General features: G+C 61.2%; 13 protein-coding genes. 8 read left to right on the forward strand and 5 right to left on the reverse strand.

Annotated features, from left to right (window positions below; all coding sequences use genetic code 11):
• Positions 1–4 precede the first annotated feature (4 nt).
• Positions 5–274: a YceK/YidQ family lipoprotein gene (locus tag Q9Q94_RS17355; protein WP_305981397.1), complete on the forward strand. Its 270-nt coding sequence runs from the start codon at positions 5–7 to the stop codon at positions 272–274.
• Between the two features lie 194 nt (positions 275–468).
• Positions 469–1,188: an SDR family NAD(P)-dependent oxidoreductase gene (locus Q9Q94_RS17360; RefSeq protein WP_305981398.1), complete on the forward strand. Its 720-nt coding sequence runs from the start codon at positions 469–471 to the stop codon at positions 1,186–1,188.
• A gap of 142 nt (positions 1,189–1,330) precedes the next feature.
• Here Q9Q94_RS17360 and Q9Q94_RS17365 read toward each other — a convergent pair whose 3' ends face one another.
• The 5 genes from Q9Q94_RS17365 to Q9Q94_RS17385 all read right to left on the reverse strand — a co-directional run bounded on the left by Q9Q94_RS17365 (position 1,331) and on the right by Q9Q94_RS17385 (position 5,795).
• Positions 1,331–2,200: a DUF4349 domain-containing protein gene (locus Q9Q94_RS17365; RefSeq protein ID WP_305981399.1), complete on the reverse strand. Its 870-nt coding sequence runs from the start codon at positions 2,198–2,200 to the stop codon at positions 1,331–1,333.
• Positions 2,201–2,326: 126 nt separating this feature from the next.
• Positions 2,327–3,028, reverse strand: coding sequence for a DUF3592 domain-containing protein (locus tag Q9Q94_RS17370; protein WP_305981400.1), 702 nt, complete (start codon positions 3,026–3,028; stop codon positions 2,327–2,329).
• A gap of 187 nt (positions 3,029–3,215) precedes the next feature.
• Entirely contained in the window at positions 3,216–3,854 is a 639-nt protein-coding gene (locus Q9Q94_RS17375) for an HAD hydrolase-like protein (protein WP_305981401.1), read from the reverse strand.
• A gap of 22 nt (positions 3,855–3,876) precedes the next feature.
• Positions 3,877–4,671 carry a DUF2971 domain-containing protein gene (locus Q9Q94_RS17380; RefSeq protein ID WP_305981402.1) on the reverse strand — a complete coding sequence of 265 codons (795 nt, stop codon included), beginning with the start codon at positions 4,669–4,671 and terminating at the stop codon, positions 3,877–3,879.
• 14 nt (positions 4,672–4,685) lie between these two features.
• Complete coding sequence (locus Q9Q94_RS17385; RefSeq protein WP_305981403.1) at positions 4,686–5,795, reverse strand: AIR synthase-related protein; 1,110 nt, start codon at positions 5,793–5,795, stop codon at positions 4,686–4,688.
• A 263-nt stretch (positions 5,796–6,058) separates the two neighbouring features.
• On the opposite strand from Q9Q94_RS17385, the gene Q9Q94_RS17390 reads away from it, so the two are divergent.
• From Q9Q94_RS17390 to pcnB, 6 genes are all read left to right on the forward strand, one after another.
• A complete protein-coding gene (locus Q9Q94_RS17390; protein ID WP_305981404.1) occupies positions 6,059–8,704 on the forward strand; it encodes a family 16 glycoside hydrolase in 2,646 nt (881 codons plus the stop codon).
• A gap of 128 nt (positions 8,705–8,832) precedes the next feature.
• Positions 8,833–9,546, forward strand: a complete 714-nt coding sequence (hda, locus tag Q9Q94_RS17395; RefSeq protein ID WP_305981405.1) for a DnaA regulatory inactivator Hda — start codon at positions 8,833–8,835, stop codon at positions 9,544–9,546.
• Positions 9,547–9,627: 81 nt separating this feature from the next.
• Complete coding sequence (locus tag Q9Q94_RS17400; protein ID WP_305981406.1) at positions 9,628–10,338, forward strand: HAD family phosphatase; 711 nt, start codon at positions 9,628–9,630, stop codon at positions 10,336–10,338.
• Between the two features lie 71 nt (positions 10,339–10,409).
• The gene (locus tag Q9Q94_RS17405; RefSeq protein ID WP_305981407.1) at positions 10,410–10,793 is read left to right on the forward strand and encodes a DUF6394 family protein; all 384 of its coding nucleotides are present in this window, start codon (positions 10,410–10,412) and stop codon (positions 10,791–10,793) included.
• Between the two features lie 10 nt (positions 10,794–10,803).
• Positions 10,804–12,498, forward strand: coding sequence for an NAD-binding protein (locus tag Q9Q94_RS17410; RefSeq protein WP_305981408.1), 1,695 nt, complete (start codon positions 10,804–10,806; stop codon positions 12,496–12,498).
• A 98-nt stretch (positions 12,499–12,596) separates the two neighbouring features.
• Complete coding sequence (pcnB, locus tag Q9Q94_RS17415; RefSeq protein ID WP_305981409.1) at positions 12,597–13,949, forward strand: polynucleotide adenylyltransferase PcnB; 1,353 nt, start codon at positions 12,597–12,599, stop codon at positions 13,947–13,949.
• Positions 13,950–13,954 lie beyond the last annotated feature (5 nt).

Below are 13,954 nucleotides of genomic sequence, written 5' to 3' on the forward strand. Positions count from 1 at the left end.
ACCCATGCAACGCCTTCTGATCCGTGCCGCCACGATCGCCATGGCGCTTTCGCTGTCGGCCTGCGCTTCGGTCTATGGGCTGACCTGCAGCGGCGCCTACGCCTGCCCGGGCGACAAAGTGATGGCAGGCACCCAGATTGATGCCGCGCTGGTGGCCGGCGCCACCAACAATTGCTCCGCCGAATGCTGGATGGGTGTGCTGGCGGCGGTTGATTTCCCCTTTTCGTTCGTTCTGGACCTCGTGGCCTTGCCCTACGCGCTGATTGCCCGCTAAGCAGCGACTCATCAAAGAGCCGCTTCTGGCAAGCCTTTTCAGCCACCCGGCCCTATCAAGCAGGCTCCGCGCGCTTCACCCGACAGGCCACCTGAAGACCCTTGCCAGATGCGCCTCTCCAGACATCACCGCTCTTCAGCCGGTTTAACCGCAGCCACATCATCACGATCTCAACGCACGATCAGGAGGCAAAAATGAAGCTCGCCATCATTTCCGGTGGTTCCCGCGGTCTGGGCGCCGCGTTGTGCCGGCAGTACCGCGACGCCGGGTTTGAACTCGTCGAGTTCTCGCGCAGTGCGCCGCATCCGTTCTCGGTGGCCTGCGACTTCACCAACCCGGCACAGGTCGCGCACAGCGTGGCCGAGCGCCTGGCGCCGCTCGCGGCGGGTCAGGCGGTCAGTGAACTCGTGATCATCAGCAACGCCGCGATGCTCGACCCGATCGGCCCGGTTTCGCGCAAGGCGCCCGCAGCAGTGCAGGCCAACCTGAATGCAAGCCTTGTATCCGCCATCCTGTTCATGAGCGAAGCCATCCGCTATTTTCAGAGCAGCGCGGCGCGCAAGACGCTGGTGAGCATCTCCTCGGGCGCGGCCACCAAGGGGCACGCGGGCTGGTCGCTGTACTGCGCGGCCAAAGCCGGTCTGGATAATTTCATGCGCGCGCTGACGCTTGAACAGGCCCTCGAAGCGCGTCCGTTCCGCACCCTGATCATTGATCCGGGCATCATGGATACAGCCATGCAGGCCGATATCCGCGCGAGTAGCCGGGAAGACTTTCCGAGCGTAGAACGCTTTCAGGGGTTCCTGCGTGACGGTGCACTGCGCACGCCCGAACAGATCGCTACCGCGATCCGGACCATCATCGCCGGAGAGCATGCCAGCGGCGAACGCCTGATCGCCGCCGACTTCATCTGAACCACGACTTCGCAAGCAATCCCGCCGGGCATCATCTGCAGACCCGCATCCAGCGGCACTCTGCAACACCCCTGGCCGCACAGTGAATCCCCGTGCGGCCCACATGGCAGGCCACCCGAAGATGCTTGCCAGAAGCCGCTCTTCAGGCAGCCTTGTTTTCGCGACGTGCGCGCAGTTTGCGCCACAGCCGGCGCAGGGCCCAGATCACCCCGCCGCCGACCACGAACCAGGGCAGACCACCCGCCAGGAAGTACATCAGCCCGGCGAGGCTGGCGGCGAACGTGCGGCCCATGTTCTGCCAGGCCTCGCGCAGGGGCTCCCAGCTGCCGGGCCGGCTGAAGGAGGCGGGTGCGCGGAAATTGATGTCAAAGCTGATTTTCTCCGTCACCGCCAGGGTGGCGCGCATCTGGCCTTCGGCCGAATCGATCTCGCCCTGCACGCGGGCCAGTTCGCGCTCCACTTCAAGCAACTCGCTGACTTTCGCGACATTACGACTCGCCACCAGCGTGCGCAGCCGGTCGCGCAGGGTTTTCTGATTGGCGAGACGCGCCTGGATGTCGACCACCTCGTTGGTCCGGTCGGTCTGACTCATCTGGTGCTGCGCCAGCTTGCCCAGTCCGCGCAAGGTATCGAGCAGCATGCCCGCCTGCGCCGACACGATGCGCAAGGACAGGTTGGCTCCGCCCATATCCCCATTCTGATTTTCGATGCCAGCCGACACCACTTCACAGGCTGGCAGCCTGCAGGCTTCCAGACGCTCGCGCCACACCGCCTCAAGCTTGTCCGCCGGCACTTCGAGCGTTACGTTATGGCGCAGCTCGATGTGGCGTGGCTGCGCATCCGCCACTGCCTCCATGGCTGCCGGTGCCATCGCCTTATCGGTCTCCGTCAGTACCGCACCCCGTTTCATCTCCGGCGCCGGCGCAGCAGCCAACATCGGAGCGGCCTCCTCTTTCCGGCCACAGGCCGTCAGGGCCAGTACCACCATGACCGCACACAAGCTCTTACGCATTTCGTTCCCCTGAAAGTCAGTCGTGACACTGTAACGGACCGGACCGGCGTTACGGGTTAAGCCTCCCGATCAAGCACGCAGACCTCAACAACGAGCGTCTGGCCCCTGACGCTGTTGGCAACCTGGCTACTCAGCCAGTTCCGGAAGAAAACTCGTGTCCACGCTGTAACGCTTCGGGTTGGCAGGATCGATGAACACTCTCACGTGCTTCTGATGGATATGGGCTGCGGGATCAAACCACAGGTTTTCGCTGTAGAACACGTGCAGTTTCCCGGTCTGCGGGTTCAGCCATTGCGCCACCAGGCGCCAGGGATTCCGGCCATTGACCTCCAGATGGCCGATTTCTTCCACGCGCAGAAACTCGGCCTGAACAGCCTGTCCGCTTTCGCGCAAGTTGGCCGCCGACGAGCCGCTGCGCCATGCGGCAAACCAGATCCCCGCACCAATGGCAAAGAACAGCAGCCCAAGGCTACCCATGATAAGCACCACACCCCACAAGGCGAAGAAGCCGTTGATACTGGCTTTGTCAGGGTTTGCAGGATCATAGAGCACCTCGACATCCTCCCCCTGATCATACGAAGGCGGATTGCTGCCGGAACTGGAACGGAAGACATGCTCACGTCCATCAAGCGACTGGAAACCGATGATGGGGTAGTAAACATCGGAATCGTCACCCCGGGATATCTCCAGCTGAACCACGACACCGGGCACATGTTGTGCTCCGTTCACGAAACTCCGCGTACTGGCAAACCATAGCATCGCGACAGCCAGAAGCAGAACACCGATGCCACCAAAAATGAACTGAAACAACCTGAGCGGATTATTCATTCAGCACTCCCCCGATATTTTTTCCTGATCGCCGACAACCGGAGCCCCCGGCATGCACAGCAACAGCATGGTCGCAGCCAATGCGTATGCCTGTTCCGGTGCAGCTTGAACCACCGCTACACGCAGCAACGAGTTCTCTCAGAAGAATCGTCGTGCAGATTCTAACGGGCAAGCACCCGATAACGCGCTAGCCCAGGGCGGAAACGAGTTCGCCCGGCTCGCTGAGCAAGTAACGCGGCCCTTCGGCCGACAGCTCGGCATGATCGCCAAAACCCCACAGCACGCCAGCAGCAGCGAGGCCATTGCGATGACCGGCAATCATATCCACATCCCGGTCGCCCACCATCACGCCACCTTGCGTGATCGTACCCGCCGTGATCAGGCCGGCGATCTGCTGCCACTTGTGGATGCCGATATCGCCACCGCTCACGAAGCGGAAGTACTGGCGCAGGCCGAAGAGTTCAAGAATCCGCTCGGCAAAATCCGCACGCTTGGAGGTACACAACGCCAGCGGCTTGCCCCTCGCATGCAGCGCGGCGAGCGCCTCTGGAATGCCTGCGTACAAGGTGTTTTCGGCGTAACCGATGTCGCCATAACGCTCACGGTATTTGGCGATCAGCTCGTGAATATGCGCGTCCGAGTCCGTGCCGGTCAGCACGCGGAAGCTCTGGTCAAGCGGCGGCCCGATGCAGGGTTTCAGATCGTCCAGCTCGCGCTCCGGATAACCGAAATGCGCCAGCGCGTAATTCAGCGAACGGCCGATGCCCTGCAGCGGATCGCTGAGGGTGCCGTCGAGGTCGAAGAGGATGAAATCGGGTTTCGTCACCAATCTGCCACCGTTGATCTAGTCAGCACGAAACAAGCTTAAATTTGAATTGCCTGTCATCTAACTCGACTTTATGGAATGTGCAGGTTATCCCAGCATCCTTAACCCAAGCGCGAACATCGCTTTGCTTCGTATCTTCGCAGTTCAAACCGAAAACCACTCCCGTAAGCGTATCAACAGGAGCGGTATATAGCCCCGAGCCGACCAACTTTACGTCAAGCCCCATCGCAGCCAGGACACTTCCGTCATTTTTAGCGTAGGACACTATCCGCCACTCTTTTTCGTAGTCCCAATACGTGGCCTTTGTGCACGCGACCATTCGGTGCATCTCGGAATAATCCTGATTAGCCGTATCAACGAAGGGATACTGCTCTTGATATCGAACATCAAACGCAAGCTGAAAAAGCCACTTTGATGTATCAAATTCAAGACACACCCCTCGGTGCATGTCTGCGTAATGAGCCCACATCAACGGAGAGTCAGGCAACTCAGACAAAGAGAGAAGTCCAATCTCAGTCAGTTGGCCTCGCTGCAAAGGTGGCATACGCGCCATTTGCGCTGCCAATTGCACCCTCGCAGCAGGTTTGGCGCCGGGAACTCTTTTTTTTACCAATTCCCCAATATGGGCTCGGGTGTTCGCCCCTTTAGACGAAAATCCCGAAAGAGGGCGGCACTCAAACGGATCATTCAGCTGCTGCGGTGAGGGAAAGTAATGTTCACCATGAAGAATGATCCGTTGAACAACGGGTTCTTTAGTTACTGGATCGATACTATCCAGCGACCGGTACCGATAAAGTCGTGGAGGAATAAGCTTCACGACTATCCCCTGAATCAAGCCCGCAGATGAAGCTCGTCGGCTGCATACGTCAGATTCAGCGGCTCGATCACCACCTGCTTCGGACCGGCTTCGACGCGACCGGCCACCCAGGCCTTGATGCCCAGGCCATTGGCAATGCGCGCCACTTCTTCAGCCTGTTCGGCGGCAACGTAGAAGGCGAAGCCGGCGCCCATGTTGAGGCTGCCGTAGGCTTCGCGGTCGTCGATGCCAGCGTGCTGCTGCATGAAGCTGAGCACCGGCGGCACGTCCGGCAGGGTGTGGATGCGGTAGGTGAATGAGCCGGGGTGGCGCATGATCTTGCGCCAGCCGTGGCCGGTGATGTTGGCCGAGTAGTGCGGAGTGACGCCGGCAGCGAACAGGGCTTCGGTGACCGGCACGTAGAGCGTGGTCGGGTCCAGCAAGGCTTCGCCGTAACAGCGGCCGTCGGAGAGTTTGGTGGCATAGCCTTCCGGCAGACGCTCAACCAGCTTGCGCGCAAGGCTCACACCGTTGGCGTGGATGCCGGAGGAAGCGAGCAGCACGATGGCGTCACCGTCCTGCATCTTGTCGCCCAGCGTCAGGCGATCGCGCGAAGGAATCACGCCAACGCTGGATGCCGCCAGATCGATGCGCCCGGCTTCGACCACGCCTGCCAGTGCCGGCGTTTCACCGCCGCCCCAGCTGACCTTGCACACGTCGCAGGCCTTCTGCCAGCCGGAGACCAGATCACGCATGCGCTGCTCGTCGGCAAACCATTCGCTGCCGCCCGCGGACCAGTAGGCATGCACCGACAAGGGCGTGGCGCCGACGGTGATCAGGTCATTCACCGCCATGGCGATGGTGTCCTGAGCGATGGCGTCGTAATGCGTCTTGCCGGTAATCGGGCGCACCGCGTCGGCGACCAGCGCTTTGGTACCCAGGCATTCGGTGATCGAGGCGATCAGGGTGCCGCCGATGTCCATCACGTAGGCCGATTCGCCGCGCGAGGCGGGGATCTCGGTCACGCCATGACCGCCCAGATTCACGGCCGTAGCACTGGCGGCTTTCTGGGCAAGGATCTTGAGCGGGTCGATCTTCGTGTAATCGACGCCAGCAGCAGCGTAATCGAGAGGGGTCTGGGCCATGTTGATGAACTCGGGCAATCGGGAAAGTGCGGCATTTTACCCGCTTGAGCGCCGGGATGCCCGTCAGTTATGGGGCGAATTGCCGCAGAGGCAGCGCAACAGCCCCTGGAGCATCTGTTGCGACGACACAACAGATGAAAAAAACACATGCCTCACTCCTGAAAATTCACAAAACAAACTTTGTTACCGATATCATTCGGCAAAACAATAAAAGTTTCCGGTACCAAATGATTTATACAAACATTCTTGAGAGGAGATAACTCATGAGTATTCTTTCCCGGTCCAGCGGCTTTACCGCTGCGATCTTGTTCAGTGCGCTGGCCCTGACGGGCTGCGGAGGCGGCAGCGGCGGTGGCAGCTCCGACAATGGCACGACGAGCAGCAGCTCCAGCTCCAGCAGCTCCGGCTCGAGTTCGAGCAGTTCGAGTTCCAGCAGCTCCAGCGGAGGCGTCAGCCCGCAGAGTTGCCCCGCAACCAGCAGCACTTTGTATTTCTGCGACGACTTCCAGGCCGGAAATTCCGACAACTGGACGCTGACCCCCAACGGTAGCGATGCCGCGTTCGCCGTGGTGGATGCCACTGACGTGAATGGCGCGACGACCAAGGCTTTGCAGTACACGGCAGGGACGCTCAGCGTGAGCAGTTCCGTCACAAATGGCGTGGTGGCCTTGATGAAGGATGCCGTCTGGACATCCAAGGTCGGTACGAAGGGGGACTACTACGTGGAAATGCGGATTCAACCGCAGACGAACTCTACGACCGGCAACAAACAGCTGTTCATGATCGGGCGCTACCAGAACAACACCAACTGGAACCTGGGCGGCCTGAACGTGCAGAACAGCACCAGCAGCACCCAAGTGGAAGCTGGCTATGCATACAACGGCACTATTTCCCGTTCGTCGCAAACCAAAAAGGCCATCAGCAACGGCAACTGGTACACCGTCCGCATGGAAATCATTGGCAACGTGACCACCATGTATCTGGATGGTGACACCATTGCCAGCTATACGGACAGCGCGACGGGTTTCACCTCCGGCAAGATCGGTCTGTTCACCTATAACAAATCCTTCCTGATTGATGACGTGAAGGTGGGCGATCCGAGCGTCAAGCCGACGCAACTGTCACTGAGCGCTGGCAACTCGTATACGGCCGAAGCTGGAGCCACCCCGCTGAGCGTGACCGTGACAGCCAAGAAAACAGACAGCTCTGCCGACACCTTCACGGTAACGTCCAGTAATAGCAATGTTGTGTCGGTGGCAACCAGTGGAACCACGGTTACCCTGACTCCGGTTGCTACAGGGACAGCCACGATCAAGTTTGTCAGCGGTTCGGATGCCTCGGTAGTCAAGACCATCACGGCAACAATTCAGCCCGCCTACACGGACTCCACGACGACCTACACGCTCACCGGCAATGTGTTGCCGGCGGCCGGCGCAACGACCGTGTACCCGGAAGACAAGCTGCAGCTCACCTTCGATTCCGCTCCGACCTTGGGCTCCGCCGGCACGATCCGCATCTTCAAGACCAGCGACAATTCACTGGTCGACAAGATCCAGTTGAGTGGTGAAAACGACTCGATCGGCGTGACAGGTTCCACGGTACGGGGCGTGAACACCACTCCGATCCAGATCAACGGAAACACCGTCACGATCACCCCGCACAGCGGCAAACTGACCTACGGCACAAGCTACTACGTGGGCATTTCCGACACTGCCTTCACTGGCGCCACGCTGGCTGGCAAGACCTTTGCCGGGATCGGCAAGGCCGCTGGATGGGCCTTCACGACCAAGTCCGCTGGACCGGCGACGGGTCTGTCATCCGTGACCGTTGCCCCGCAAACGGATACGACGGCAGACTTCCACACCGTACAGGCCGCGTTGAACTACTACATGGTGAACACCTCGGTCAGCAACCCGGTCATCAACGTGAAGAACGGTACGTACAACGAAATGCTGTACCTGTACAACCGTGCGAACGTGACGATCCTCGGCGAGAGCCGTGCCGGTGTGATCCTCCAGTACAACAACTACGAAACCCTGAACAGTGGTTCCGGGGCCGGTGCTGTGGGTGCGACATCAGGTGGCGGCCGTTCCGTACTCATGGTGGAAAACAGCGACATGTTCACGCTGGATACACTGACTCTGAAGAGCACGCACCTGCGCAGCAGCCTGTTCTCGAATCAGGCGGAGGCAATCTTCTTCAAGTCAGCATCGACATCAACCAGCGGCCATCGTCTGGTTGCGAAGAACGCCAATTTCTACAGCGAGCAGGACACGCTGCAACTGCAGGGCTACGCATGGTTCTACAACACCAAGGTCTCGGGCAACGTCGACTTCATCTGGGGCAACAACTACGTTTCCCTGTTTGAAGCCAGCACCATCGAGATGCTCGGTGACTCGCAATACCCATCTACCGTTTCCGGGTACGCGAACGGCACGGGTGGCTACATCCTGCAGGCCCGTACCTACTCGGGAGGGAAAGGGTTCATCTTCGCAGGAAGCTCTTTGACCTATGCCGATGGCCCGGCAGGTGTTCATGTGGCGACAGGCAGCAATGCAGCGAGCTATCTGGCTCGTGCAGCGTCGGGCACCTGGGTCGACAACATTGCCTTCCTGAACTGCAAGATGGATACGCATATTGCAGCCCTGGGCTGGGCGTCGGGGGTGTCGGGCAACCCTGCACCGAACCCTGCCACGCCGACGGCGAGCACGGGATGGCGTGAGTACAACAGTATGGACATGTCCAGCGTTGCACTCTCGGTGAGTGGTCGTACCTCCAACAGCAAGCAGCTTACGAGCTCTGACGTTTCGGCTGCCGGTCTGGGGGACTTCACTGCGAGCGGAGCCTATCCGACCAATGCGGACCGTGCGACCATCTTCAGCGCAATCAGCTGGGCGCCCGTGCCGTAAGCTTCGATCGTTGCAGGCAACACCAAAAGGATGGCTTCGGCCATCCTTTTTTTTTGCCCGTGCTCGGCGGCATTTGAGAAGCCCGCCCCGCCCGGTAGAATCCGCACCTCGACCAGCACATCCAGACCATGTCCGCCCCCTGCTCTCCTGCCCCGATGCACCAGCTGACGCTCGACGTCCGCCCCGAAGTTCCAGCTACGCTGGACAACTTCGTCGTGGGCGAGAACGCCGCGTTGCTGGCCGCCTTACGTCGCCAGATTGCAGCACGCGACGGCAGCTGGCTCTACATCTGGGGTGCTCCGGGAACCGGGCGCACCCACCTTCTTCAGGCAGCCATCGCGGAGAGCCGCGCCAGTGGCCGTCCTTCAGCCCGCCTGCCCGCAGATCAAGGCGGGATGCTGCAGATGGAGCCAGACCTGCTGGTGGCGCTGGACGATATAGACCAACTCGACGCCGACGGTCAGGCGCTACTCTTCCGTGCGCTGATCCAGGCCCGCGAAGCCGCCGGCAGCCTGATCCTTGCCGGCAATGCCCCCCCCCAGCATCTGGTGCTGCGCGAAGACGTGCGCACGCGCATTGGCCAGGCCCTGATCTTTGAAATCCAGCCACTGGATGATGACGCCAAGGGCGTACTCCTGATCCAGCACGCCGTGGCGCGCGGCATTGCGCTGGACGCCGACATCGTCGAATACCTGCTGCGCCATGGCCGCCGCGATGCGCACTGGCTGATGGGTGTGCTCGACGAACTGGACGACGCCTCACTCACGCAATCCCGCCCGGTCACACTGCCACTGCTGCGCGAGATCCTGCGTGATGAATGCGAGCCAGGGTTACCGTTTTGAGTCACGGGCAGGTGACGCGTAAAGTCGCCATGCCCCCATCTTGTCACCTATTACCGATCACCTATCACTCCCCGTAAAACAATGAACCTCGCTCTCTTTGATCTCGACAACACGCTGCTCGACGGCGACTCCGACCACGCTTGGGGTCAGTTTCTGTGCGACAAGGGAGTCGTCGACGCCGCTGAATTCAAGGCGCGCAACGACGCCTTCTACGAGCAGTACAAGGCTGGCACGCTGAACATCAGCACCTTCCTGGATTTCGTGCTGGCCCCGCTGGCCAGCCGTTCGCGCGAGGAGCTGATGACGCTGCACGACGAGTTCATGAACGACGTGGTGTTCAATATGGTCAATCCACTGGGGCAAGCGCTGGTGCGCTGGCACGTGGAGCAAGGCGACCTGTGCGCCATCGTGACCGCCACCAATGCTTTCGTGACCGAGCGCATCGTGCGCTACCACTTCCACGTGCCGCACCTGATCGCCACCGTGCCGGCCCTTGAAAACGGCCGCTTCACCGGCAAGGCGCGTGGGGTTCCGGCATTCCGCGAAGGCAAGGTCGAACGCGTGAACGCCTGGCTGGAATCCATGGCAATGGATCTGTCCAGCTTCGACAAGACCTGGTTCTACAGCGACTCGGCCAACGACATTCCGCTGCTCGAAAAGGTCAGCGACCCGGTTGCCGTCGATCCCTGCGTAGCCCTGCGCCTGCGCGCCGAAACCCTGGGCTGGCCGATCATCAGCCTGCGTGACCGCGACGAGGACGGCGCGGGCAGCGGCATCATCCTGCAGGCCTGATCGGGCAGCTCCCTGCTGCCAGTTCACCGGAACTGGCAGCATGCCGGAAAACCAAACAGGAAATCGCCAGCATGAATCTCGAAAAAATCATTTTCGGTTTCTTCATCATCCTTGCCTGCACGCTGAATTTCGGCTTTGTCATCGGCGACATTGACCGCCCCGAACTGCACCACGCTTCCGAGCTGTTTGCGGCCATCATCGTCAATCTGATCGCCACGGTGCTGAAGTTCGGCGACCGCACCCATATCGGAGCCACCCATCTGGCGACGAGTCTGGTTGCGGTGCTGCAGTTGCTGGCCGCAAGCATCGTATGGATGTGGCAACTCCACATTACCGGTCAGCCCATGGATGGCCAGGTCATTTCCATCGTGGTTTCGCTGTCGGGTGGCGCTCTGCTGGCCAATTTCATCTCCGTAATCCTTCTGATCGGCGAAACCCTCAAGCAAAGCCGCTGAGGACGCAACCGTGGGGGACGTTCTCTTCATCGCACTGCGCCGGCTGCGCACGCCGCTGATCACCCTGATCCTGGCGTATGCCATATCCGTAGCCGGGCTGGTCGCCATACCCGGCGTAGATGCGCAGGGGCACCCTGCCTCCCTGGGCTTTTTCCACGCGTTCTATGTGGTGAGCTACACGGCCACCACCATCGGTTTCGGCGAACTGCCCTGGGTATTCTCCGACGCCCAGCGTGCCTGGATCACGTTCACGATCTACCTCTCGGTCACCTGCTGGGCCTACGCACTGGGTAGCATTTTCGCGCTGGTGCAGGAGCCGGTGTTCCGCACAGCCGTTGCACGCAGCAATTTCGCCCGACGGGTCCGACGCCTCAACGAACCCTTTTACGTCATCGCCGGCTACGGCCAGAGCGGCACAGCCCTGGCTCATGCCTTTGATGAACTGCACACCCGCAGCGTATTGATCGAGCTGCGCCCTGAACGCGCTGCCCGCCCGGATGTGGAGGTTTATCAGGAGCCGCCTCTGGCTCTGTGTGCCGACGCACGCTGGCCGGACATCCTGACCGATGCCGGCATCATGCATCGCCGCTGCAAGGCCTTGATCGTGCAGGTAGGCGACGACGAGGCAGCTCAGGCCATCGCGATCGGAGCCAGTGCCCTGAATCCCGATCTGACTGTGATCGCGCGGGTGCACAGCACACTCGCCCGCGCCAATCTCGACGGGTTCCCGAACATCACGGTGATCGACCCCTTCGAGACTTTCGCTGCCAATCTCGAAATGGCACTCGCCACGCCTGCTGTGCTGTGGGTGGAGGAATGGCTCTCCAGCGTGCCCGGCAGCGCTTGTCCGGAGCCCCCTGTAGTTCCGAAAGGCCACTGGCTGATTCTCGGTTATGGCCGTTTCGGTCATGCCGTTGCCCGGGCCCTGACCCATACAGGAACCACCTGGACGGCCATTGACGCCAATGCACGCCTGCCCGACGAACCGCACCTGCAGCACAGCGACAATTCCGTCGAAAGCCTGCACACGGCAGGCATCGAGCAGGCCGTCGGCATCGTCGCCGGCACCGACCGCGACGCCATGAATCTGGCTCTCATCACGCGTGCCCGCAAACTCAAGCCGGGGTTGCATGTGATCATCCGCCAGAATCATGTGGCCGAACGCAGCCTGATCGAAGCGGCCCGTGCCCACCTGTGCTTCGTGAAATCCGAGATCATGGTGCGTGAGTGCCTGCAGTTGCTCGTTGCTCCGCTGCTCAACCGATTCCTGCTGCAAGTGCGCCGGAAAGGACCGCAGCTCGCCGAGCAGATCGCCGTACGCCTGCTCACCGAACTGGAGGAGCGCGTCCCGCACATCTGGGTTTTCAATGCCTATGCCTCATACCCGGGGCTACGCAACGCACTCGCCGGACAGACTGAGCACCCCCTGCTGTTGCGCGAACTCCTGATCAATCCGCTCGACCCCGCGCAAACGCTCAAGGCTGTACCCCTGCTGCTGCTCCGAGGCGACGAGGAAATCATGCTGCCCCCGCCGGCAACCGCCCTGCATTCGGGCGACCGGGTCCTGTTCGCCGGGCGTGGCGGCGTGGAAAGCCTGCAGCACCGCTTCCTCCTTGACCCCAGCCCGCTGGGATACGTACGCAGCGGCGTGGAACCCGCCCGCAGCTGGCTATTCCGGACACTGCAGGCACGTCAGACCAGATAATCCGCGAAGCCCGGGCTGCTGGCGGTATACTTCCGCCCTCGGGGCAGAAAGCCCTTCACTGAAACCAGAATCGGGCCAAGGCCCCACACCACACAAGCATGATCCGCAAACTGTTGCGCAAGGTGTTTACCAAGAAGACATCCGTCAGACCCAAGGCCGAAGGCGCGGTCATCCCGCTGGCCTCGCACGGCATTCGCCGCGAGATGGTCTCGCCCGCCGCGCGCAAGGTGTGCAGCGTGCTGCAGGAGGCAGGCTTCACCGCCTACGTGGTCGGTGGCGCAGTGCGCGATCTGATCGCCCGCATCGACCCCAAGGATTTCGACGTCGCCACCAGCGCCACGCCGGAAGAGGTTCGCCACCTGTTCCGCCGCTCGCGCATTATCGGCCGGCGTTTCCGCATCGTGCATGTGATGAGCGGACCGGAAACGATTGAAGTCTCGACCTACCGCGCGCTGCACGACGACGACACCGAGACAGACGAACATGGCCGCGTGCTGCACGACAACGTATGGGGCTGCATCGAAGACGACGCCACGCGACGCGACTTTACGGTCAATGCCCTGTTCTACGACCCGACGACCGAGACCGTGCTGGACTTCCACCACGGCGTAGCCGACCTGAAACAGAAGACCATGCGCGTAATCGGCGACCCGGCCACGCGTTACCGCGAGGACCCGGTGCGCATGCTGCGCGCCGTGCGCCTGGCCGCCAAACTGGATCTGATTCTCGACCCTGCCGCCCGCAAGCCAATCCGCGAGATGGCCGGTCTGCTCGCCAATGTGCCGGCCGCCCGCCTCTTTGACGAGATGCTCAAGCTGCTCTCGTCCGGCTATGCGGTGGTGAGCCTCAAACGCCTGCGCGACGAAGGACTGCATCACGGCCTGCTGCCCTTGCTGGATGTGATCCTTGAGCAGCCGATGGGCGAAAAATTCGTATGGCTGGCGCTGGAAAACACCGACGCCCGGGTGCGCGCCGGCAAGCCGATTTCCCCCGGCTTCCTGTTTGCCTGCCTGCTCTGGCATGAAGTACTGAGCAACTGGACGGCCCGCAAGGCCACCAAGCAGCATTCACAACCGGCACTGTTCGAAGCCATGGATGAAGTGCTCGCCTCCCAGGCCCAGAAACTCGCCATCACCCGCCGAATTGCGGGCGACATCACCGAGATCTGGGCGCTGCAACCGCGCTTCGAGAAGCGTGCGGGCAAGGCCCCGTTCCGCCTGATCGAGCAGCCGCGTTTCCGCGCCGGCTATGACTTCCTGCGCCTGCGCGCAGAATCCGGCGAGATCAACATGGAGCTGCCGGACTGGTGGGATGAATTCGCCAGCACCAACACTGATGCACGCGAAGCCATGTTGGTACCCGAAAAGAAAGGCGATGGCGCTGCCCGCAAACGCCGCCGCCCGCGCAAGAAGCCGGCTGGCGCCTCTTCTGACAGCACGGCGGGAGAATAAGCACA

This window comes from Uliginosibacterium sp. 31-16, from assembly GCF_030730865.1.
GTDB lineage: Bacteria > Pseudomonadota > Gammaproteobacteria > Burkholderiales > Rhodocyclaceae > Uliginosibacterium.